General features: G+C 31.3%; 23 protein-coding genes and 1 other annotated feature. Of the genes, 16 read left to right on the forward strand and 7 right to left on the reverse strand.

Going from position 1 to position 23,060, the window contains the following annotated elements; translation table 11 throughout:
* Positions 1–217 precede the first annotated feature (217 nt).
* The 5 genes from GXK57_RS02620 (at position 218) to GXK57_RS02640 (ending at position 3,746) form a co-directional block, all read left to right on the forward strand.
* Positions 218–688, forward strand: coding sequence for a MarR family transcriptional regulator (locus tag GXK57_RS02620; protein WP_243156354.1), 471 nt, complete (start codon positions 218–220; stop codon positions 686–688).
* Positions 689–1,247: 559 nt separating this feature from the next.
* Positions 1,248–2,123: an SDR family oxidoreductase gene (locus GXK57_RS02625; RefSeq protein WP_202127659.1), complete on the forward strand. Its 876-nt coding sequence runs from the start codon at positions 1,248–1,250 to the stop codon at positions 2,121–2,123.
* A 229-nt stretch (positions 2,124–2,352) separates the two neighbouring features.
* The gene (locus GXK57_RS02630; protein WP_160671003.1) at positions 2,353–2,691 is read left to right on the forward strand and encodes a helix-turn-helix domain-containing protein; all 339 of its coding nucleotides are present in this window, start codon (positions 2,353–2,355) and stop codon (positions 2,689–2,691) included.
* A 262-nt stretch (positions 2,692–2,953) separates the two neighbouring features.
* Positions 2,954–3,271, forward strand: a complete 318-nt coding sequence (locus GXK57_RS02635; RefSeq protein ID WP_160671006.1) for a PTS lactose/cellobiose transporter subunit IIA — start codon at positions 2,954–2,956, stop codon at positions 3,269–3,271.
* Positions 3,272–3,359: 88 nt separating this feature from the next.
* The gene (locus tag GXK57_RS02640) at positions 3,360–3,746 is read left to right on the forward strand and encodes a MerR family transcriptional regulator (protein WP_160671009.1); all 387 of its coding nucleotides are present in this window, start codon (positions 3,360–3,362) and stop codon (positions 3,744–3,746) included.
* Between the two features lie 63 nt (positions 3,747–3,809).
* Here the strand turns inward: GXK57_RS02640 and pssA are convergent, their stop codons facing one another.
* Positions 3,810–4,325, reverse strand: a complete 516-nt coding sequence (gene pssA / locus GXK57_RS02645) for a CDP-diacylglycerol--serine O-phosphatidyltransferase (protein ID WP_160671012.1) — start codon at positions 4,323–4,325, stop codon at positions 3,810–3,812.
* Positions 4,326–4,345: 20 nt separating this feature from the next.
* Complete coding sequence (locus GXK57_RS02650) at positions 4,346–5,032, reverse strand: VTT domain-containing protein (protein ID WP_160671014.1); 687 nt, start codon at positions 5,030–5,032, stop codon at positions 4,346–4,348.
* A gap of 159 nt (positions 5,033–5,191) precedes the next feature.
* Here GXK57_RS02650 and GXK57_RS02655 point away from each other — a divergent pair, with 159 nt between their 5' ends.
* Both GXK57_RS02655 and GXK57_RS02660 read left to right on the forward strand, forming a co-directional pair.
* Entirely contained in the window at positions 5,192–5,890 is a 699-nt protein-coding gene (locus GXK57_RS02655; RefSeq protein WP_160671017.1) for a response regulator transcription factor, read from the forward strand.
* Entirely contained in the window at positions 5,883–7,211 is a 1,329-nt protein-coding gene (locus GXK57_RS02660; protein WP_160671020.1) for a HAMP domain-containing sensor histidine kinase, read from the forward strand. Before GXK57_RS02655 ends, GXK57_RS02660 begins: the two co-directional genes overlap by 8 nt.
* Before the next feature lie 123 nt (positions 7,212–7,334).
* Here GXK57_RS02660 and GXK57_RS02665 read toward each other — a convergent pair whose 3' ends face one another.
* Positions 7,335–7,562, reverse strand: coding sequence for a hypothetical protein (locus tag GXK57_RS02665; protein ID WP_160671022.1), 228 nt, complete (start codon positions 7,560–7,562; stop codon positions 7,335–7,337).
* 384 nt (positions 7,563–7,946) lie between these two features.
* Here GXK57_RS02665 and GXK57_RS02670 point away from each other — a divergent pair, with 384 nt between their 5' ends.
* Positions 7,947–8,603 (forward strand): oxidoreductase, encoded by a 657-nt coding sequence (locus GXK57_RS02670; RefSeq protein ID WP_160671025.1) that lies wholly within the window; start codon positions 7,947–7,949, stop codon positions 8,601–8,603.
* A 471-nt stretch (positions 8,604–9,074) separates the two neighbouring features.
* Positions 9,075–9,944, forward strand: a complete 870-nt coding sequence (locus tag GXK57_RS02675) for a cation diffusion facilitator family transporter (protein WP_160671028.1) — start codon at positions 9,075–9,077, stop codon at positions 9,942–9,944.
* A gap of 114 nt (positions 9,945–10,058) precedes the next feature.
* Here the strand turns inward: GXK57_RS02675 and nhaA are convergent, their stop codons facing one another.
* Positions 10,059–11,267 (reverse strand): Na+/H+ antiporter NhaA, encoded by a 1,209-nt coding sequence (nhaA, locus tag GXK57_RS02680; protein ID WP_160671031.1) that lies wholly within the window; start codon positions 11,265–11,267, stop codon positions 10,059–10,061.
* 183 nt (positions 11,268–11,450) lie between these two features.
* Positions 11,451–11,507 (reverse strand) — a sequence feature (sodium ion sensor (DUF1646 type); this cis-regulatory element may regulate processes involved in with the transportation of sodium ions).
* A 357-nt stretch (positions 11,508–11,864) separates the two neighbouring features.
* Here nhaA and mvk point away from each other — a divergent pair.
* The 7 genes from mvk to GXK57_RS02715 all read left to right on the forward strand — a co-directional run bounded on the left by mvk (position 11,865) and on the right by GXK57_RS02715 (position 20,152).
* Complete coding sequence (gene mvk, locus GXK57_RS02685) at positions 11,865–12,824, forward strand: mevalonate kinase (RefSeq protein WP_160671034.1); 960 nt, start codon at positions 11,865–11,867, stop codon at positions 12,822–12,824.
* A 22-nt stretch (positions 12,825–12,846) separates the two neighbouring features.
* Positions 12,847–13,821, forward strand: a complete 975-nt coding sequence (mvaD, locus tag GXK57_RS02690; RefSeq protein WP_160671037.1) for a diphosphomevalonate decarboxylase — start codon at positions 12,847–12,849, stop codon at positions 13,819–13,821.
* Between the two features lie 27 nt (positions 13,822–13,848).
* Positions 13,849–14,121 (forward strand): hypothetical protein, encoded by a 273-nt coding sequence (locus tag GXK57_RS02695; RefSeq protein ID WP_202127660.1) that lies wholly within the window; start codon positions 13,849–13,851, stop codon positions 14,119–14,121.
* Position 14,122: 1 nt separating this feature from the next.
* A complete protein-coding gene (locus GXK57_RS02700) occupies positions 14,123–15,481 on the forward strand; it encodes a tripartite tricarboxylate transporter permease (protein WP_160671040.1) in 1,359 nt (452 codons plus the stop codon).
* A gap of 61 nt (positions 15,482–15,542) precedes the next feature.
* Positions 15,543–16,655, forward strand: coding sequence for a phosphomevalonate kinase (locus tag GXK57_RS02705; protein WP_160671043.1), 1,113 nt, complete (start codon positions 15,543–15,545; stop codon positions 16,653–16,655).
* Positions 16,656–17,052: 397 nt separating this feature from the next.
* Positions 17,053–19,041: a methyl-accepting chemotaxis protein gene (locus GXK57_RS02710; RefSeq protein ID WP_160671046.1), complete on the forward strand. Its 1,989-nt coding sequence runs from the start codon at positions 17,053–17,055 to the stop codon at positions 19,039–19,041.
* A gap of 130 nt (positions 19,042–19,171) precedes the next feature.
* Positions 19,172–20,152: a substrate-binding domain-containing protein gene (locus tag GXK57_RS02715; RefSeq protein ID WP_160671049.1), complete on the forward strand. Its 981-nt coding sequence runs from the start codon at positions 19,172–19,174 to the stop codon at positions 20,150–20,152.
* A gap of 236 nt (positions 20,153–20,388) precedes the next feature.
* Here GXK57_RS02715 and GXK57_RS02720 read toward each other — a convergent pair whose 3' ends face one another.
* The 3 genes from GXK57_RS02720 to GXK57_RS02730 all read right to left on the reverse strand — a co-directional run bounded on the left by GXK57_RS02720 (position 20,389) and on the right by GXK57_RS02730 (position 22,824).
* The gene (locus tag GXK57_RS02720) at positions 20,389–20,811 is read right to left on the reverse strand and encodes an HIT family protein (protein ID WP_160671052.1); all 423 of its coding nucleotides are present in this window, start codon (positions 20,809–20,811) and stop codon (positions 20,389–20,391) included.
* 542 nt (positions 20,812–21,353) lie between these two features.
* Positions 21,354–21,749: a hypothetical protein gene (locus GXK57_RS02725; RefSeq protein ID WP_160671055.1), complete on the reverse strand. Its 396-nt coding sequence runs from the start codon at positions 21,747–21,749 to the stop codon at positions 21,354–21,356.
* 427 nt (positions 21,750–22,176) lie between these two features.
* Entirely contained in the window at positions 22,177–22,824 is a 648-nt protein-coding gene (locus tag GXK57_RS02730) for an exosporium glycoprotein BclB-related protein (protein WP_160671058.1), read from the reverse strand.
* Between the last annotated feature and the right edge of the window lie 236 nt (positions 22,825–23,060).

Here is a 23,060-nt window from a genome sequence, read left to right on the forward strand (position 1 = left end):
GAGATTAATCACTCACATAAAGCCACATTTTTTTTACTGTTTAGAAAGAAATAAAATTACTAGCTAAACCTACTAACTTCAAAGGCTTAGAGTAGATATTTAGGGTAAATAGTAAAAAAGTAGACTATAGGATTTTGTAATACAAAACGTTATAATATTAATATAGACAGCATGTAAGTTACCTATCTTTATGACAACTAGTTCTTAGGAGGAAAATATGATAGATATTGATGATAAGAATCAATTAACCAGTGAATATATAGAAAGATTAATGACTCTTTTTAGAAATTTACAGAAAGATTTTAATGATTATTTTATAGAAAAAGCTAAGCAATATGGGTTTTCAGGCTCACAGTTATTCTCAATTCATGCCATATATAAAAATCCTGGTATTAATATTCAAGAATTAAGTAAAAAGTTAAGCTTATCAAAAAGTACAGTTTCTGCGCTAATCGATAAGTTAGTGGAGCAAGGCAGTGTAATACGTGAAATACCAGAAGATAATCGTAGATCTGTAAACTTATATTTATCTGAAGAGTTTCTAGGAAAGTTCAATATACCAGAGATAAGAAGCCAATACTTCGCTGATATGGCTAAGATTGCATCCATTGAAGAGTTAAAAGAAGTTGTTACTGGATTAGAGAAGTTCCAGGAACTTATTAATAAAGGAAAGCAAATAGGAACTTAAAAATATCATAAAAATGTCTCAAGTTAAGTATAATGAAATTCTTGAAAGCACCAAAATATTAGATTTTTTATCTAATATTTTGGTGCTTTTTAATGCAAATAAAAGTATAAAACACTTTGTTTGGTGAACCTAATAATTAGAGAGTTAAATGTTAGGTTTTATGTAATACATCTGAGAGAATAAAAAATTAAATAAATTGTAGAATATGATGATTTAAATAATTTATATCTCAAAAAGAATAAGTGAAATAGTCAAGTCTATCTAGTTAGATACTAACATTAATAAAAGATTGTACTATACAAAACTAATATTTAAAAATAAAATAATATTATATTGAGTGATAATTATTATTAATAAATAGAAATTAATTTAATTTGTTATTGCAGTTTGTCATAAATATTTGATATGAATTTTATTGACATATACTTATAGTTTAAACTTTAAGTCATAATTATGTGGATAGTTGAACAGTTTATCTTAATAGTAGTATTTATATTAATTTTCGAATTTTTGTAGAAATGGAATATTAAAAATAAGTAAAATGAAAGGAATGAAAAAAATGATTAGATTTTTAGTTACAGGAGCAACAGGAAGATTAGGTGGATCTATAATAACACACTTATTAGAAAAAGGGGTGGAAGCAAAAGATATAGCTGTTTTAGTTAGAGATGAGCAAAAGGGAGAAAAGCTTAAGAAATTGGGTGTCACAATTAAAACTGGAGACTACAATGATGAAGCTTCTTTAAGAAATGCTTTTGAAGGAATAGAAAAGTTAATGTTCGTTTCTTCTCCAGACTTTGACAATACTTTGCGTATAAGTCAGCATGCCAATGTTGTTAAAGCAGCAAGAGATGCAAAGGTATCACATATTTTTTATACAGGTATTGCATATGCAGAAGATATGAATGTAGTAGGATTACAAAATGTTCACCTTGCAACCGAATATATGATAAAGACAACAGGGATTAGCTACACTTTTCTTAGAAATGGGTTTTACTTAGAGAATATAACAGGAGATTTAGTTAATAAAGCTGTTTCCAATGGAAGTTTAATTACAGCAGCAGCCAATGGAAGATTTAATTTTGTATTAATAGATGATTTAGCGCTTGCTGCAGCATCAGCTATTATAGGAGAAGGGCATGAAAATAAAGTTTATAATTTAGTAAATTCAACAGCAACATCCTTTGATGAATACGCTGAGATACTATCTAAGCTTTATCAAAAAGAAGTTAAGCATGTTAGCTTAGAGCCAAGTGAGGCAGTTGAAAAGTTAATTTCAATGGGAGAGCCAGAAGCTGTTGCAGGGTTTAATGTTTATGGACTTTATCTTCCAATAGCTGAAGGACAATTTTCTAAGGTATCAAAAGATTTAGAAAAACTAATAGGAAGAAGCTGTACATCAATAGAAGAAGTTTTAAATAAAGTGCTAAGCTAACGTAAGAATAAAGGACTCTGTTAATTTTAACAATATTATTAAACATAGCTAGGTAAAAATAGATATATAAGTATTGGTAATACAAAAATCCTTATGTATATAGTAATATAAAGCATAAGGATTTTTAATCATTGTCCACTTAGGATTGTTGTGATAAAATAAAAATCAAAATAAATCATTGGTACGATTAAGTTATAATATAAAAAATATACTAGGAAGGTTACTTGTAATGGAAGACGATAAAAGTTTATTTGGCAAATGCCCATATTTTACTGCTCAAAAAGTATTTTCTGGTAAATGGTCTATAATTATCATGCATCATCTTAGTGAAGGTACCTTGAGATACGGGGAGCTTCAGAGAAGACTTGAAGATATTACTCAAGCAACCCTTACTAAGCAGTTAAGGATGCTTGAAGACTATGGGTTAGTTTCTAGAAAGGTTTATTCGGAAATACCACCTAGGGTAGAATACTCCTTAACTGAGTTAGGAAGAGAATTTCAACCAGTACTTGATCAGTTTAGAATATGGGGAGATAAATATATTGCTTATACAAATAGCAAGAAGTAAAGATTAGGTATGGATGAAGTTTATATGGAATATGAAAGCGAAAATATGTTGAACTAAAAGTCTCATTCAACCTACATTAGAATGAGATTTTTAGTTTTTTTAGTAATAATAAATTATTATATATAAGGAAATAAGGTCTTCATATGGCAATTAAGAATTTACTATTACATTTTACAATAAATTATAATAAAAATCATTGACTTGGACCTAACTCCAAATGCTAGACTTATTCTTAAGTAAGCTTGATTTTGGAGGGGATTTTATGAGTAGGGAAGAAGAAGTGATGGTTATGGAAATTCTAGTGAGCGCAGGTGAAGCTAGAACATTGATGTATGAAGCGCTTGATTCAGCTAAAAAAGGATGCTTCCACAAAGTGGATGAATTAGTTGAAGAAGCGGAGGGCACTTTAAAAAAAGCTCAGAATATGCAAACTTCCTTGATTAAGAGAGAAGCTAACGGTGAAAAAATTGAATTTTCAGTATTGTTTATCCATTGCCAAAATCATTTAATGAATGCTAGTTCAGAGAAACGATTAATAGATGAGCTTATTGAAATGACAAAAAAGTTAAATAAGATTTAGGCTATATAAAAGTACTGTGTTTAAACATAGGCAAGATTTATGGTGTTAGTTTTAGGTATCTAAGAAATATTTAAAGGGGTGAAAATAAATGACTATTGCAGAAGTAAGTGAAAAATTTAGTATATCACAAGATACTTTACGTTACTATGAGCGTATTGGCTTGATTCCTCATGTAAATCGAAATAAGAGCAAAATAAGAAGTTATACAGAGGAAGACTGTAGGTGGGTAGAGTTTATTAAGTGTATGAGAAGTGCTGGCCTTCCCATTGAAGTATTGATTGAATATGTTTCACTGTTCCAAGAAGGTGACGAGACAGTAGAGGCTAGAAAAGAGCTTTTAATAGAGCAACGAAGCAAGCTTGCTGAGAAGGTTAGTGAGATGCAGCAGACTTTGCAAAGGCTAGATAATAAAATTGATGGATATGAAGAGAAAATATTAGCAAAAGAGCAAGGATTAAAGAAAACTGATAGTTAAAAAATAAAACGGACTTAATATTGTCCGTTTATTTTTCTATATTAATAGTTTTGAGAAAATATATTATAATTTTTTTAATTGAAGTTTTGATATCATAAGATAGCTAAAAGCTACAAGTAATATCGTTGACACTAAGTAGTAAATGCTATTAGCTGGAGTAGAAATTGAAAATAAAGCTAGTAGAGAACCGGTTATAGTTATAGGGACTCCGGTAAAAATTCCATTAAAAGTGCTTGTATTATATCTTGCCAACCTATAGGCACCACAAATTATATAAAGTAGTACAAAGCCTATGTCTATTATGTAAATATTAGATAATGGAGCATACTTAATAAGTATTAGAAGAGAAGGTGCTACTCCAAAGGAAATTAAATCTGATAAAGAATCTAATTCTTTTCCTATTTCACTGGATACATTGAGTAATCTAGCAATTCTGCCATCATATCTATCTATTAAAGCCGCAATAAGTATAAAAGCTGCGCCGAATATAAAATTATGTTTGAAAGCAGATATTATCGAGAAAATACCAAAGGATAGATTGGCAAAAGTAAGTAGGTTTGGAATCCATTTTTTAATCATATATATACTCCTATTTTTTATTAATTGTTATTTGGTGTGAACTTGTTAATAAGCTTGTCTTTATTAATTATTCCAAGAATAAATGCAACACATGCAATAAGTGCCACTACTATTGTAGCTGTATAGTTACCATAGTGAAGATTTGAACCGATGCTTACAGAAGCTAGTGTCCAAGGAAATCTGCTTATAGTTAAAATAATGAAAAATTTTAACGATTTAATTGGCGTTAAACCAGCTACATAAATTAGAAAATCTTTTGGTAGACCTGGTACTAAAAATATTATAAATATAACAAGGTCAAACTTATTACTATGCATTATCTTTGACAGCCAGCTAAGTTTTTCTTTTTTTAATAATTTCTCAATAAAGTTACCACCTATAAATCTGGTGAAGTAAAAGGCTATTATACCGCCTAACAAAAGACCTATCATGGAATAAATAGTTCCTAAGGTAGCACCATATATATATCCGCCAGCAACTTGAATAACTTCTCCAGGTATTGGTGCTATAACCGTTTGAAGTACTTGAAAAGAAGTGAATACGACGGCTCCAAGGCTACCGAGAGATATTATGTAACTGCTGAACTTTTCCATAGACATCGTTAAAGCAATAATATCAGGTAAGTACTTTATTATAGGGATGGCAATTAATATACACAACAAAAAGGCACATATTTTATAAATTATTGTTTTTTCAGCTTTATTCATTTTAACGTATCCTTTCAATAAGAAATCTAATAATCATAGCTTATCTTATAAATCTTAAGAAGTTTGTAGGGTAAATCTTAAGAATTCTTAAGTGATATAAAGTATATGGATTTTGTAAAAACATCAATATATACTAATAGTAAAAGTGGAGGTGTGCTAATGGACTATGGTAAAAATATATTAATAGCTGATGATAATGAAGAAATAAGAGAAATAGTTAGGGTTTTACTGGAAAGTGAAGGCTATAATGTAATCGAGGCATCAAATGGAGCAGAAGCTGTAGAAAAGGTTGATGGTAATACAGATCTAGTAATACTTGACATAATGATGCCAATAAAATCAGGCTTTAAGGCATGTGGTGAAATAAGAGAAAAAACCACTGCACCTATTTTATTTCTTACAGCAAAAACTCAGGATTCAGATAAAATTATGGCATTCTCTGCTGGCAGTGATGATTATTTATCAAAGCCCTTTTCTTATACTGAGTTTATATCAAGAGTTAAGGCACTGCTTAGACGATATTATGTATATAAAGGCAAAGAGAAAATCCACGCTGATGAGTGTATCAGCATAAATGGATTGACAATAAATAAGGATTCCAATCAAGTATCTAAATACGGAGAAGAAATAATACTTACAGAGATTGAGTATAGAATTTTATTACTTATGGCTCAAAATAGAAAAAAAATATTTTCAGCACAAAATTTATATGAGAGTGTATGGGCTGAGCCATACTTCTATTCTTGTAATAACACAGTTATGGTACATATAAGAAATTTGCGAAGCAAGCTTGAGAAAGACCCTCAAAATCCTGAATATATAAAAACTGTTTGGGGAAAGGGATATAGAATTGAGTAGAAAAAGTGGTGTATATAAACTAGAATTTAAATTGGTTATATCTCTTGTAATATCATTTTTAATAGCGGTTGGAGTATATTTTATATTAGATGGCACTGGAGAAAACATAGTAATTGAACATTTTAATCAAATCTCTTTTTTTGATAATGAAAGACAGAAAACTCTGGTTGATTTTAGTAAATATGTTCAAGAGAACAAGGTGAAAATATCTGATTATGAGGCGATAAATAAGTGGGTAAAAAATCAAAAATATGTAATTATAAATGTTTATAAAGATAATAAATTAATATATGATTCAAGTAAGTTTAAATCTAATATAGGCTATGAAGAGAATTTTATTAATCAAGTTTCAGAAATCAGTGCGTTGCAGAATATAGAATTTGCTGATTATACTGGCAAGATATACATAGAATGTTTTTTTGAATATAAGTATTATTCCATTATAAGTATTATAAGCATTTTGATTGCTTTTTTATGTTCTATTGCAATAAATCTATTCTTTATAAGGAAAAAGATAAAGTATATTGAGAAAATTAATAGTGAGATAAAAATTCTAGAGGGTGGAGACTTAACTTATGAAATAGTGAGTAAAGGTAATGATGAACTTTCTTCTTTAGCTCAAAGCATTAATGAAATGAGGAAGTCTTTTATTGAGAGATGGGAAAACGAAGAAAAAGCAAGAGTAGCAAATAGTGATTTGATTACTGCAATGTCCCATGACCTAAGAACCCCACTTACAGCCTTAGTTGGTTACTTAGATATAATCGAATATAAAAAATATAAAACAGATGAGGATTTAAAAAAATATATTCATAATAGTAGAGAAAAGGCTTATCAAATAAAATATCTTTCTGATAAGTTATTTGAGTATTTTTTAGTTTTCAATACTAATGAAGAAATGTTAGAAAAAGAACTTTTTGATGGAAATGAGATTTTTCAGCAATTGTTAGAGGAACAAATATTTATATTGGAGGAAAAAGGCTATAATATAGAATTAAACTGTGATAGAATACCATTTTTAATAAAACTAAATTTAATTTCAATTCGAAGGGTTCTTGATAATGTATTTTCAAATTTATTAAAGTATTCAGACAAAGAAAAATCTATAAACATAAAGTATTGTATAGAAAATAAACTCTTACTATTAGAGTTTAAGAATTATATAACTACTGACTTAAAAGTTGTGGATAGCACTGGAATTGGCCTTAAGACCTGTGAAAAGATAATTAAAAGTCATAAGGGAACCATGGTTATTAAAAATGATAAGAATATTTTTAATGTAAGTATAAGGCTTCCAGTATCAAGTGGTAGTTTGGAATAAATTAAACATATTTTCTTGTAAGGTTTTCTTAATATAAATTGCAATAACTGATATGGAGAAGGTCGATGAATAAGCACTTCAGCGACCTTCTATTCTGACTAATATTACTTGGGACTAGTGTAATTAGTCCCAAGTTACTATATTATCAAGTCCTTTGATCTTTTTTACAGCCCACTCTACTGCTTCTCTGCTATTATCGAACTCTTCATTTGTACTACTTACATAAGAGTAGCCTTCTTTGTCATCTATAGCTTCAATAAATAGTTCATTTATTCCATCAGTAATACTAATTTCTCCTTTTTCCTCAAGAGATTCTGTTAATTCATCAAGGGTTATGAAATCTTCGTCCATAATACAACATCCTTTCTTTACTGTTTGTAAGGTTATAATTTGACAAATATAACTTTTTTATTCTTTAAAAACCTTATATTGTATATAAAATTTTAGATAAGCATTGGTAGATGGCTTATATTAATATTATAGAAGAAATATTAATAAGAAAATTTGCATCTTATATAAAATTATCAATACCCTTCAATAGAAACCTCGAATGTGATATACAAATTAATACTTGAAGTTAGGTAGTTATATTGTAACTTATAGGAATTAGTTTTATATTAGATAGTATAAGATAAGCTTGAAAATATTATTATTTTACGAGAGTTTTAAAATACAATTATTATTAATAAATTAGGTATCTGTAACAAGTTAATTATATAAAGGAGAAGAATCAGCATGAAAAGAAAAGCTGTAATTGTAGGTGGTACTGGATTAGTAGGGAAAGAGCTGGTAAAACAATTAGTAAGTGATCAAGAATATAATTCTGTAACATTGATATTAAGGAGATCTTTAGAAATTAATAATCCTAAGCTTGAAGAGAAGATAATAGATTTTGATTTTTTAGAAAACATAGATATTAATTTAAAAGATGCAGATGTATTTTGTGCCCTTGGAACAACAATAAAAAAAGCAAAGACTCAAGAGAACTTCAAAAAAGTAGATTATCACTACCCATTAGTCTTAGGGAAGATGGCTAAAAAGATGGGAGCAAAACAGTTTTTAATAGTAACAGCTATGGGGGCTAGTTCTTCATCTAGTATTTTCTACAATAGAGTAAAAGGTGAGATTGAAGAAGCTCTAAGAGAGTTAAATCTACCAGCACTTAAAATCTTTCGTCCATCTCTTTTGCTAGGTGATCGCGGAGAATTTCGTATGGGAGAAGGAATAACTGCGGCTTTATCAGGTTTATTTACTCCATTGCTTATAGGACCATTAAGAAAATATAGACCAATAAGAGGTGAAGCAGTAGCTAGAGGCATGATTGTAGCGGCAAAGAAGGATGAGGCTGGAGTCGTTATTTATGAATCAAATAAAATTGATGAATTAAGCTAGATTTTCGTTTTTAGAGATGCTAAAGATGGGTATTAGTGAAGGAGTATATTATAAAATAATTAAATAGTTAATATTAAATAAATAGAATATTGAACATCTTTTATACTAAAATAAGCATATAGTATAAAAGACTATTTTATATTATCTTTTTATGATGACTTGATCTTAAAGTAAAATACAAGTTTTTATGTTGTAATTTATTTGCAACAACAGTAAACTTGTCATATAATCTGTTTATTACAATAGTTAAAAGGGAGTAACTACCTTAGGTAAGGGGATATAGTCAACATACTGACCATAGGTCTGGCTATATTATAACTAATTTTAGTTAAGTGAGACTTTTAGCGCAATGTTATTTGTTGCGTTGAAAGTCTTTTTTATTATTTAACATTAGTTTTTAGTATGGTACATAAATATTGATGATAAGCGTTAAATTATTTAGAGGGATTTAGTGTGTAAGGAGTGTAGTTAATGGATGAAAAGTATACTAACTTAAAACTTGCAGAACGAGGAGCTAGAATAAGTATTTTAGCCTATATTGCATTATCAATAGTTAAGGTTGGAGTTGGATACATATCTGGTTCAGAAGCCTTATCTGCTGATGGAATTAATAATACCACTGATATAATAGCTTCAGTAGCAGTTCTAATTGGATTAAGGTTGTCAGGAAAGCCAGCAGATGAAGATCACCCTTATGGGCATTTTAGAGCGGAAACCATAGCATCGTTAGTTGCCTCTCTAATTATGATTGCGGTAGGTTTAAATGTACTTTTTGGTGCAGTTCAGTCAGTCATCCATTTTAAAGCAAAGGCTCCAGATATGATATCAGCAGTTGTAGGGATATTTTGTGCCGTTGCTATATATTTTGTATACAGATACAACAAACGAATAGCAATAAAGATAAACAGTTCTGGACTTATGGCTGCAGCCAAGGACAATCTATCTGATGCATGGGTAAGCGTTGGAACTTCTAGTGGGATTATAGCTTCTCAGTTTGGGTTGCCTTGGATTGATCCTCTAGCTGCAATAATAGTAGGAATATTGATCATAAAGACTGGATGGGAGATATTTAGCGAGTCCTCTCATAACCTGACAGATGGTTTTAGTCAGGAACAGTTGAATGATATGACAGAAGGTATAAAAATAATATCAGGAGTTGATAAGGTAAAGCAAATACGAGCTCGTATTCTTGGAAATAATATACTCTTAGATGTTACTGTAGCTGTAGATTCAACATTGAATGTAGTGGAAGCTCATAACATTACGGAAGAAATAGAGAAGAATTTGAAGAAAAACTTTAACATTACCGAAGCTATGATCCATGTAGAGCCAAGCGATTAGCATAGATATAATTGAATAAAGAACAATCCCTTATAGATAGAGTTTTATACTTATGCTATAAGGGATTTTAATATTTCTATATTAAATGTTTTGGATAATATAATACTAGCTAAATTAGTCTATTACAGCTTCTTCAGGTGATGCTTTTGTAAGATTAAAAATTAACAATCCCAATATTGCAGATAGAAGGGAAGCTACCATTATACTTATTTTTGCTGTAGAAAGTATGGTCTCATCTGAGAAGGATAAAGATGAAACAAAGATTGACATGGTAAATCCAATACCACCAAGAATGCTGGCACCATACAAATGCTTTTTATTTACTCCAGTAGGCAGCTCAGCAATCTTTAACTTAACAAGTAGAGCTGATATGCCGAAAATTCCTAGTTGCTTTCCTAAGAAAAGTCCAAGGATAATTCCTATACTTACTGGGGTTGACATTATTGTAGAAATACTGTTTGTACTTATTGCTACTCCAGCGTTTGCCAATGCGAATAAAGGCATTATTAAGTAGGAAGACCATGGAGAAATAGCTTTTTCAAGCTTATTTAGCATTGAATTTTCAAATTCCTCTTCATCCTTTGAGCCAGGTATTGTCATACCTAATAATACGCCAGCAAAGGTAGAATGTATGCCAGACTTATGTACTGTAAACCATAATATAAATCCCAGTATTATAAAGACTGCTGGAGATTTAACCTTTAGTCTATTAGCTAAAACAAGTAAGCAAACTATAACTGCACTTATTAGTAAATAAAGCCAAGAAAGTTCACTACTATAGAATAATGCAATAACTATTATGGCACCTAAATCATCAACGATAGCTAGTGCAGTAAGAAAAACAACAATTCCTTTGGGAGCTTTCTTGCCAACTAAAGATATTATGCCTAGGGCAAAGGCAATATCTGTTGCCATAGGAACGCCAAAACCATGTATAGTTGGCTGATTATAGTTGCTTATAGCATATATAATAGAAGGTACAATCATTCCTGCAATAGCAGCAGCTATTGGTAATATAGTGGTTTTTATTGATTTCAGTTCTCCTATTAAGAGTTCTTTCTTAATTTCCATTCCAACCACAAAGAAAAATATAGCCATCAATCCGTCATTAATCCAGTGTCCTATTGACATTGAAATAGAAGCATCTTTATATCCGATTGCTAAACTATTATGAAGAAATTCATTATAAGATGGTCCAAATTCAGAGTTTACTGCCAAGATTGCAATAATAGAGCAGGCGAGCAATAGTATTCCACTGGAAGCCTCATTTTTAAAAAAGTTAAGGAAAAAGTTGTAGTTCTTGTCTTTTAGTGTGTTTTGCATATTGTATATCCTTTCTCTGTAGTTAATAAAATATAAAGCTCAACTTATTTTGTTACTTAACTTATATCCAGTAATTTGATATCTCGCTGGGATAATAAAGTCTAATAAGTCATATAACTGTTCATAGTTTTTCTAATAGTTAAAAAAATATTGCAAAATAAAAAGATGGGAATGCCTTGAAAAAGCTTCCCACCCCAGAAACCAAATTGCTTGAAAGTAAATTATTCAATTTACCCAACCGTAACTAGTATTATTTACTTTATATTAAGATATACTATATCACATATTCTGTGGTTTGACAATATTCCAATATCACTTTTATGAAATAGAGCTATTAGATTTAAATATATGAATGGTATTATTTTATTCTTTAGACAAATGTAATTCAGCTAAGATAGTGTGTTATAAATTTAATTAATAATAAAATATGAAAAAAAAGTTCATATAAGATTTGCTTTGTTGATAATAAGTATTATTTGACAATTAAATATTAATCAATTATTATTATCAATGGATATAAATTTTCGATGAAAAATATCCCAAAGTTTAGAGGGAGATTATTAAATTTTTACGGTGAACAATAAAGGATGGTTATATATGAATACAAATTCTACTAAATCAGCTGTGGGGGAAGCACATAGTAAGTTGATTCTAGTTGGGGAACATGCAGTTGTTTATGGCAAGCCAGCAATAGCAATTCCTTTTCCGCTTAAGGTTAAGGCAGTGACTAGCAGTTATTCTGGAAAAATTATGCTTGAATCTGCTATTTATAGTGGAGCTATAGAAAATATACCAATGAAGATGCAGGGGCTATCAGCCTGTATAAAGGAAACTTTAAAAAAGTTAAACAAATCTTGGTATGGATTAAAAATATTAATAGATTCGGAAGTGCCTTCAGGTCGTGGATTAGGGTCAAGCGCCGCAGTTGCTATAGCCATTGTAAGAAGTTTATTTTCTTTTTTTGAGGAAGAGCTTTCAGATGAAGAGTTGTTTCGTCTAGTTCAAATTTCTGAGAGATATGCACATGGAAAACCAAGTGGAATTGATACCGCTTCAGAAATATGTGAATGTCCTATTTGGTTTGAAAAGGGAAAGGATATATTTCCTATTAAAAGTGGAAAAGAATTATTTATAGTGGTGGCAGATACTGGAAGGGTAGGGGATACTCATACAGCTGTAGGTAATGTAAAAAAGAAGTATGATTTGGAGCCTCTAAAAGTACAAAAGTCATTGAATGAGATAGGTAAAGTCGTAGATTCTGCAAGGAGTTCTATTATTGACGGAGAGATTAACTCACTTGGAAGACTACTATATAGTAATCATAAGGAACTTATAAACTTAGGAGTTAGTGATGATCAATTAGATCTATTGGTTGAGGCTGCTATGAAGGCAGGTGCTTTGGGAGCAAAATTAACTGGTGGAGGTCTAGGGGGATGTATGATAGCTCTAGCCAGTAGTTTAGAAAAGGCTAGATTAATTTCGTCAGAGCTTATTAAAGCTGGTGCATTTAAAAGCTGGTATTTTTCAAGTAATGATAACAGTCTTTATGTACCATAACTAAGAAATAGGAGGGAGTCAAGTGAAAGCTACAGCGAAGGCAAACACTAATATAGCGCTTATTAAATACTGGGGAAAGCGTGACGAACAGTTATTTTTACCTATGAATAGCAGTTTATCAGTAACTCTAGATAGATTCTATACCATCACAACTGTTGAGTTCAGTGGGAGCTTTGATAAGGATACTTTCTTTCTAGATAATGTGATTGCTAGTGATAAGGAATTAGAGAAGGTATCAAAGTTTCTTGATAAAGTAAGAATTGCTGCAGGAGTAACATATCGTGCGTTAGTTTCTTCTGAGAATAAAGTACCTACAGCAGCAGGTTTTGCATCTTCAGCTTCAGGCTTTGCTGCACTGGCTGCCGCAGCTGCAAAAGCACTTCAAATGAATTTAAGTGGAAAAGAGTTATCTGTTTTAGCTCGTCAAGGTTCTGGATCTGCTTGTAGATCTATATATGGTGGATTCGTTGAATGGCATAAAGGAATAGAAGCTGACGGAAGGGATTCTTATGCCAGCCAGCTATTGGATGAAAATTCATGGAATATTAGTATTCTTTCAGTTTTAGTAGCTTCAGAACAAAAGAATGTATCTAGCAGAGATGGAATGAGGCAAACAGTATTAACTTCACCTTTTTACAAGGGCTGGCTAGATACCATTGAGGGAGATTTAAGTACTTTAAAAGATGCTATAGGGGATAGAGATTTTGATAGCTTAGGTAAGGTGATGGAGTCAAATGCATTGAAGATGCATGGTACTATGCTTGGAGCTGAGCCTCCAATCTTATATTGGCAAAGCGGAACTATGGATGTGATACATCATATTCAACTTCTTAGGAGGTCAGGTATTCCGGTTTATTTTACTATTGATGCTGGTCCAAATGTAAAGGTACTTTGTATGCCGAACCATGAGCAAATAGTATATGAGTCGCTGATAAAGCTTCCAAAAGTTAAAAAGGTTTTTACTTGTCATCCTGGAAAGGGAATCACTTACCTATAGAAATTTAAGATAATAGGAGTTGAGTGAATGAATAACTTAGATAAGGATATGAAAAAATCACCTGAAGGTGACTTAAATAAGAAGAATATTGAAGTTTGGGAAGATTTGGTTTCTATTAAGGAATTGGTAATATCATTGGTTATATGCTCTTTAGGTGCTTTTGGAGGGTATTTTCTAGCGCCAAAGGAGAGACCAAAACAATTATTTTTAGGGTTACTTGGTGCAATAATCGCCTTTGTGATATGCAGTATCATCATAAAACCTAAGAGAGAATTTATAGAAACTAGTCAGGAGGATTAACATGACTACTACATTGATTTTACAGATGATTCTTTCAGCTGTTGTAGCAGCTATTTTATATACAATAATTGGGGCAGCACCTGGTACTGATGAAACGGCAACAATTGCGCCGGTAACTTTGGTTCTTGTCTTATCAGGTTTACATCCTGCAGTAATTTTATCCTTTTTCATTTCAGCAATTGTAGCAAGTAAATTAACAGATGCTATCCCGGTTTCTATAGCAGGAATTCCTGCCGGCGTAATGTCTACTCCTATGATAGAGCATGCAATGGTGCTAAAAAAGTTTGGGCTTACAGACACAAGCATTAGGAAAATGGCTTCAGGTTCCATTATTGGTACAATAGTATCAGTTCCTGTGAGCTTACTGTTAGCACAGGCACTAATACCATTTTCCACTACCATTAAGCAATATGGAGACATAGTATTTTTTGTTGGTGCTATATTCCTAGCTTTGATGAGTAAGAGTAAATGGGTATCACTGGTTTCAATAGTACCCTTTGCTTTATTGATACAAGGCCTTCGTCATTTGTATTGGGGGACAGGAGCAGTTCCAAAGGGAACTAATGTATCTACATCTATTTTCTTAGGAATTACAATTGGACCTGTTATCTTGACATTGTTTGAGCTTTTAAATAAAAACAAGAGGGATGGTCTCGAAAGATTTGATAAAAAGGCTATATACTTTAAAAAGGGTGAAGAAATTAAGTCTGTTCCTAACCCATTTAAGATATTAACTAAAAAAGAAACTGCTTATAGTGCTTTGACATCTATAATTGGATCACTAACCTTTATTTTAAGTCCTGTAGGGCTTACTACTTTTTTAGGAGAGCTGTTTTCTAGTCGTACAAAGGATCCGGTAGAAAAAGCATCTCTAGCTATTTCCTGTATGGAAGCTTTGGCCCATGCAACATATATTTCAGGAACCTTGATTCCGCTTATTGCGCTAGGTATTCCTTTGTCACCAATGGCACTAGGTCCTGCAAACCCATTATTCAATGCTCCTCCAGTATACACATTGAAGAACAATATGCATCACTTATTAAGTAATTCAGATTTTATATGGGCTACTATAATTGGAGCGGTTGTAGCATTATGTATCACTTATTATGTTACAGTTAAATATTCACAACAAATTTGTGCTTTTGTATTTAAGAAGATTCCACACGAAGCCATGCTTGGTCTATTCTTTAGCTTAGTTATATTACTTGCTTACATGGATGCAGGTTTAATTAATGTTGGAGGTGTTCTTCTTATAGGAATAGTTGGTGGAGTATTGTATCGTCTAGGAGTTAACTATGGCGTTCAGTTTATGATATTATACTCAGCACCATGGATAGTTACAAAACTGGCTGGTCTATAAAACTTGCTTAAATATATGAAAATTAGGTTTATAAATTTTGAAGTTTGAAGGGAGGAAGTCTATGCAGTATTCAAGCTATAATGTGAAAGTACCAGGAAAATTAATGATTGCAGGTGAGTATGCCGTCTTAGAGCCTAATCAAAAGGCTATTGTAGTAGCAGTAAATCGTTATGTCAATATTCATATTGAACCTTCTAAAAAGAATGAACTGTTTCTTCCTCAACTTGGTTTAGAGAATATTGCTTGGGAAATAATTGATGGAAAGGTTAAGTTTAGTGAGGAAAACACTAGATTAAACTTTATTGAAAATTCTATTGCTGTAGCCAATCAATATTTAAAAGAAAACTTCATAGAAATACGTCCTTTTAGATTATTGGTTAATAGTGAGCTTGACGATACTACAACTGGAGAAAAGTACGGTCTAGGATCAAGTGCTGCAATTGTGGTTTCAGTTATTTCAGCTATATTGAGTATTCATTGGATTAGTAAAGATAAGCCTTCCTTGGAACAGATTTTTAAACTTTCTGCTATAGCTCATTTAAGAACTCAAAAGAGTGGCTCAGGAGCTGATATTGCGGCATCTGTTTATGGTGGGTGGCTAGAGTATTCATCTTTTAGAACTCAATGGGTGATAGATGAATTACATCAAGATAAAAAGATAATAGATATAATAAATCAGAAGTGGCCTAACTTATCAATAAAGAAGCTTTTACCACCACCAGAACTTAAATTGGCGGTGGGGTGGACAAAGTCTCCTATATCAACGGCACCTATGATTAAGAGTGTTCAAAATTTTAAACAGCATAATACAGATGAATACAACTACTTTTTAGCAGAAAGTTTTAATGCTGTTGAAGCAATGATAGATGGGTTCGAGAGAAAAGATTGCAAAAAAGCAATAAAAAGTCTTTATAAAAACAGAAAAGCACTGCAAGGCTTAGAAGAAGCTTCTAAGATAACTATTGAAACTGAAACTCTGAAAAGATTATGCTTAATTGCTGAAAGGTTTGGTAGCGGAAAGTCCTCTGGAGCTGGTGGAGGAGATTGTGGTATTGCTTTTTTAGCAGGAGATAATAATAAAAAGGAACTTTATGAAGCTTGGAAGGATAATGATATAAAGCCTCTGGATTTAGAAGTCGTAAAAGTTGGAGTTACTGCAGAAAGCATAAGGTAATATTCTTAAAATAGAATTAAAACTAATTGAGAACCCCACCATATTGGGGTTCTTTCTTACTGTTAGGAGCAGTTATAAAACTTTTTGTTAGCTAACCTAAAAATATTACTGGTTTAGAACGGCTTTTTAGTATAGACAGTAAAAAAGAAATATTATTCTGGTACCAGAGTTTTTTCAAATATAGTCAGAAAATGCAGGTGTGCAAAAATCACACTGAGCAATGTAAATAGAGTTAATTTGGAATTGAATTATGATTTGTGGATTCTAGCTACATAAAAGTATTTATATGGTATTTAAGTGAGCTGAAAATTAAATTAAATAAAAATATAAAGAAAAACATGTTTACATACGATTAATATAATAGAAACTTGTCGAATAGTGTTGAAGGGAGATTTATATGAGAAAAAAAGAAAAGGAACACAAGATTTCTATTAAGGTTAAATTACTTGGAGTCATAATACCAATGATGGCTATAGCTGTTTCACTATTAATTGGTATATCGTATACTAAATCAAATAGCATAATAACTAACTCTGCTAATGATTTATTAGAGACATCTACGAAAAAACAGGCTAATCAGATTGAATCATGGTTAAATGAGAATTTATCGTCTTTTAGCGCGGTGAAGCATTCGATTGAGAGTTCGAACCTAAATGATGGACAGTTACAGAATTTATTAAACAAATATTACGGATATAATAGTAACTTTCCGGAAGGTGTTTATATTGGAGATTCTACTGGAAATTTACTAAAGGCAGAGAAATCTACAATATCCAATAAGAATGTATTAGGTTCATTGTGGTACAATCAAGGGCTTACTAGAATAAATATGGCTTTAGGGTCTCCTTATGTTAATGAACAGGGTAAAAATATTATTAGTGCATCAGCTATACTTAATGATAACTCCAGTAAAATAAAGGTTTTATCAGCAGATCTTTCTTTGGACAAGATATCAATAATAGTAAATTCATTAGCTGAAATGAAAAATGCTCAATCACTTTTAGTTAATAAAAGCGATGAGACAATTTTAGCTTATGAGGATAGCTCGCTAATTTCAACAAAGCTTAGTGCAAGTAGCGATAGCTTTCTTAAGGCTATTGGGCAAAGGTTGGATAAAAAACAATATAGTTCAGTTGAACTCGAAAAGAATATGGTTTCTTTTAAACAAATAGAGGGGACCGACTGGATTCTAGTATCATATGTGCCTGAAAAGTCTATATTGGCTGAACTGCTAAAGTTACGTACTTTCATGATTATAATTGCTATTATATCTATTATTGTTCTGACTGGATTGGTTGAGAGAGTGGTTCAGATTGTAATTAAACCAATTAGGAAGCTTACAGACACCATAGTAGCGATGACACATGGAGATTTTACTGTAGATGTAGAGGTAAAGGGCAATGATGAGATATCAGTTATGCTTAAAAGTGTAAAAGAGTTTATAACAGTTATGAGAAGTATGATTAATAATATAAGTGTTATGTCACAAAAATTAAGTGTACAGGCTGATGATAGTAGTACTATTTCTAAAGAAATGTTTGATTCATCTATGGTTCAGTCTCAATCTATGGAGAGTCTAAATCAAACGGTAGATCAATTAGCAAGCTCTGTAGGAGAAGTTGCAGAAAATACAACGACTTTAGCAACTGTAGTTACCACTACTAGAGATGATAGTGCCAATGTAAATGAAAAGATGAAAGAAACAATTAATGTTTCAGAAAAAGGTCGCAAAGACATGGAGAAGGTTAATGCTGCTATGGAGAATATAAGAAATTCAATTTCTTCTCTTGAGCAGGCTATTAGCAAAGTAGGTAAATCTTCAAATGAAATTACTAGTATAATACATGTTATTGGAGATATCGCAGAGCAAACAAATCTGCTTTCTCTAAATGCATCTATAGAAGCAGCAAGAGCTGGTGAAGCTGGAAAGGGCTTTGCAGTAGTAGCTATGGAAATAGGAAAGTTAGCAAAGACAAGTTCTGAATCTGTTAATGATATATCAACACTTGTAAATGAAATAAATGGATTGGTTTTAGACACAGTTAAGAAAGCCAACGAAAGTGCAGAACATATAACAGAAAGTAGTTTCTTAATAAGTGGAACAGCAGATACCTTTGATAGTATATTTGATATGATCAATGAAACTAATAATTTGATTCAGGATATGACTGAAAAGATTGGTAATCTAGATGAAGTTGCAGCATCAGTAGCTGCTATATCAGAGGAGCAAGCTGCAAGTGCAGAAGAAATACTAGCCACTTCTGAGGTAATGGTTTCTCAAGCTAAGAGTATTACTAGCAATAGTGAAAAGGTAGCTACTGATGCGGATAAACTTGCAGATACTGCAGAAGAGCTTGGTAAGCAGATTCAAATTTTTAAATTATAGAACTCTGTAAATTATATACAAAACATTTTAACATTGATATATCACAATTAAAAGTAAAGCTACAAGAAGTATTAAGAATAATTAAAAACTAGTTAAATATAACTGAAAGAATTTCAAAAGGGGGAGAAGTATGAAGAAGAGAGTGGCAGTGTTGTTAAGTATAATAATGACTTTTGTTATATTATCTGGCTGCAGTTTGAATAAATCAGCAACTTCGAATAAGAAGATTAAGATTCTCTTATCTATATCAGATGGATCTGATGATTATCGTAAATTAATAGTTTCAAATGCTAAAAGTTATGCAGAGAGTCAAAGTATTGATATGACAGTAAAAGATGCAGAAGGATCAATAGAAACTCAGGTTGAACATATGAAAGAAGCAGTTTCTGGTGGATATAATGTTATAATATGTGCACCTGTAAATCCTAGTACAACCTTAGAACTGGAAAGAGCCTCTAAAGGAGTTCCTATAGTATTTATGAATAGTAAGCCTGAAGATAAGTTGTTGGAAAAAGATAAGTACATTTACGTAGCTTCTAATGAAGAAGTTGCTGGAAAACTTCAAGCAGAGTATATTATTAATCACTTTAGCGGTAAAAATGATATAAAAGTAGTACTTCTTAAAGGAGAAAAAGGACATAATGCATCGAAAGGAAGATCAGATGCAGTAAAACAAACTTTTAAAGACAATGGGATAAATGCAGAATATGTTTTTGAAGATAACGCGGATTGGAGTAGACAAAAAGCTAAAGATATGTTCAATGTGTTTTTATCTACAGGAAAAAAGTTTGATTGTGTAATTGCAAATAATGACTCCATGGCCTTAGGAGTAGTGGATTCATTAATAGAGAACCGTATAGATCCTTCATCGGTTCCAGTTTTAGGTGTAGATGCTACAAGTGATGCATTGAAAGCAGTTAAGAATGGAAGTCTTGGAGTTACAGTTTATCAGTCTGCAAAGGGACAAAGTATAAGTGCTGTAAAAGCAGCTATAAAAATGGGCTCAGGAGATTCTTTATCTGGTATAGAAAATCTTACTACTGATGGTAAGTTTATATGGGTTCCTTTTGAAAAGGTAGATAAGAGCAATGTAGATAAGTACATCAATTAGCTAACTAAATATCAAATGAATATTGCCCTTCTAAAAGGAAAAGATAATTTCTGAAGGGAGTGAAATTCATGGCAAAATCTAAAAGTAATCCTAAAGAACAAAATAAGCAGAAAACCAATATTGGCACTAAAAGAACAGATAGCAGTGAGAGACAGGAAGTAAAAAATAAGTCAAATAAATAGTTTTAGTATATAAAAGCGCTTAAGTGATAAACTTAAGTGCTTTTATATATATTTCTATAAATTTTCTCTTATTGCAGTTATTACTTCTTCATATTCTGCATCACTAAGTTTAAGATTAGCCGCAGGGTTCATTTCGAAAGTTCCACCCCAGCTGTAACCATCTTTATACTTTGGAACTATATGAAAATGAAGATGAGGAAGCTTGTCTGAGTATGCTCCAAGATTCATCTTATCAGCCCCAAAGGCATCTTTTATAGCTTTTGCAGCTATAGCTACATCCTTCATAAAGGAAGTACGTTCTTCATCACTTAATTCAAATAATTCATTTATATGGTTATCGTAGGCAACGACACATCTACCTTTATAAGTTTGCTCTTTAAATAAATATAAAGTAGAAACACTTAACTTAGTGATTTTTATCATTAAGTCATCTAATCTCTGATCCTTTTCGCAATAAAAACAACTTATGTTTTCCATAACAGTGACACCTCATTAATATTATTTTGCACACGTGTGCAACTGCTTATATTATAACCCTTATTTAAGATGTTTTACAATAGAAAACAAAAGATATAGGGTAAAAATATATAATTTTATTTATATTGTTAAAAGTTAATATACTGAAGTATTTATAAAGATGTACCATTTCAATCAGAAGATTATTGTGAAAGCTCCCCTAGACTCTAAGAAAGAGTTTGATAATATAAAGTGTAGTATGAAGCGGTACATGTATATAGGGTTTCTATATCGAAACTTAAGTTAGGAACACTATAGAAAATTACAACTTGGAAGTTTCTTGTAGGATATATGTTTTATAAGATATATTAAAGAAAAAAATATTACATAATCAGAGTTTTCGAATATAGATTTTCAAAGTTAGATGAGAAAAAACTTCGCTGAAGAAAACTCTTTAGCGAAGTTTTGACTATAATAACAAAGAATATTTTGGCAAATAATGCGAATACCAAATTTATATTGAAATAATATTATTAAACGGAAATAGTGTTATGATACATTGATTAAATCTGACTCTTTATAACAACATATCCAACTGCTACGTGTAAAGGTTCATCTGAAGAATGATTACCAAATACTCTTACAGTGTTTATACCTCTCATAACTCCATAGGTGTGAAAAAAAGCATTGCCAATTGAAGGTACTCTATTATGAACATCCCACTCACAGCAGTTACCAGTTACTGGAGCAAAGCCGGCTACATTATTAAAATCTACAGCAAATTCACCTTTTTTGTGACCTATGTAGTACCAGGCCCATTGAAAATATTCGTTTTCATCTAGTAGGAGAGCTGTTCCATCTTCAAATTCTTGATATCCTGATTTGAAGTTCTTAGGAATCTCAACTGAATATATTTTTACATCAGTATCTCTTGGAATATCTACTATTACATTATTCATTCTTAACTCACCAACCTTTAAAAGTATTTGTTATATATGTACCCTTATTAATTAACGCTCAATAAGTCTTTACATATGAATTAAGGATGCAGTTGAAGCACTGCGGAGCAATAAAATTGAATGCTCTTTAATATAATTTCCTAGGGTATAAGAAATATACAGTGGCAAAATTGATAGAATTCATGTAAAAATACAAAAAAATTATAGTTTAAGGAATTTTATTTTAAATAAGGCTTTCAATAAAAGTATAAGTAGTTTACTTATATTCATATATAGAAGAGAGAATAAAAAACATTAGGTAATTAGAATATTTTATTTGTATTTATTTTGCAAAAAGATGCAGAAAAAAGTTATAAATAAAACCTAGAAGGAAGCCTTCTAGGTCATTTTTATAAGAATTTATTCTTTATTGGTTAATAAATATTTGCTAGCTAATTGAAACACCAGCACTTGCATATCCTGTTACGGCTGCTACAACAGGAATTCCGGTAGTTGTAGCTGAGTATACCAGAAGAAGTCTAGTTTCAGCGGCTACAGGAATTGAAAGACCAGTAGTTATACCACTACTTGTGCCACCGATAGCTAGAACTCCAGGAAGTGGATCTAATTGAACAGAAGCACCTGGTATAGCAGTAAATATATTGCTTGTAGGAGGAGCACTGTATAATTGTGCGGTGATATTTACTGTTGTACCAACAAGAGCTAAAGCAAGTACATTACTATAAAAAGCAGATATTGATCTTATAACACCGTCTCGAGGCATTGAGAAAGCTTCATTTATAGCTAAACCAGCACCTCCAGTAAGATCTATGGTTAAACCAGCCACAGTTAGACCGGTAGCAGAACTACCAAAACCAAGTGCGCTTACTGTACCAGCTAATCCTGTAACCAAAGTTGTAAGAATTACTGGTAATCCTGATGCAAAAGGAATAATTGATCCGAAATTAAATCTAGTATTACTTCTAAGTCCGCCTCTTATTCTTGGTAGGCAGCAAGGATTAGGAAGATAGTCATAGCTAGGTAAAATGTTATCATAACCAGTTAAAGATAAATTATTTTCATAACACTCAGACATACTTATTTTTCCTCTCCATAAATATATTTATAGATAAGATAATATCTATAGTACTATGATATAAAAAATGTGGTCGATTTGTGCATAAGTTTGTCTTAATTAGGATTAATAATGATTAAAAGCTCTATTGTGTTTATAGTTAGCTTTTTAATAATTACTAAATTAGATTTTATAAATATAAGGATAAAAGAAAGTTTATATAGCTTAATATAAGCAGAAAAATTATGATACGTTAA

The sequence above is a fragment of the Clostridium sp. C8-1-8 genome (assembly GCF_009928445.1).
Taxonomy (GTDB): Bacteria; Bacillota; Clostridia; order Clostridiales; family Clostridiaceae; genus Clostridium_AR.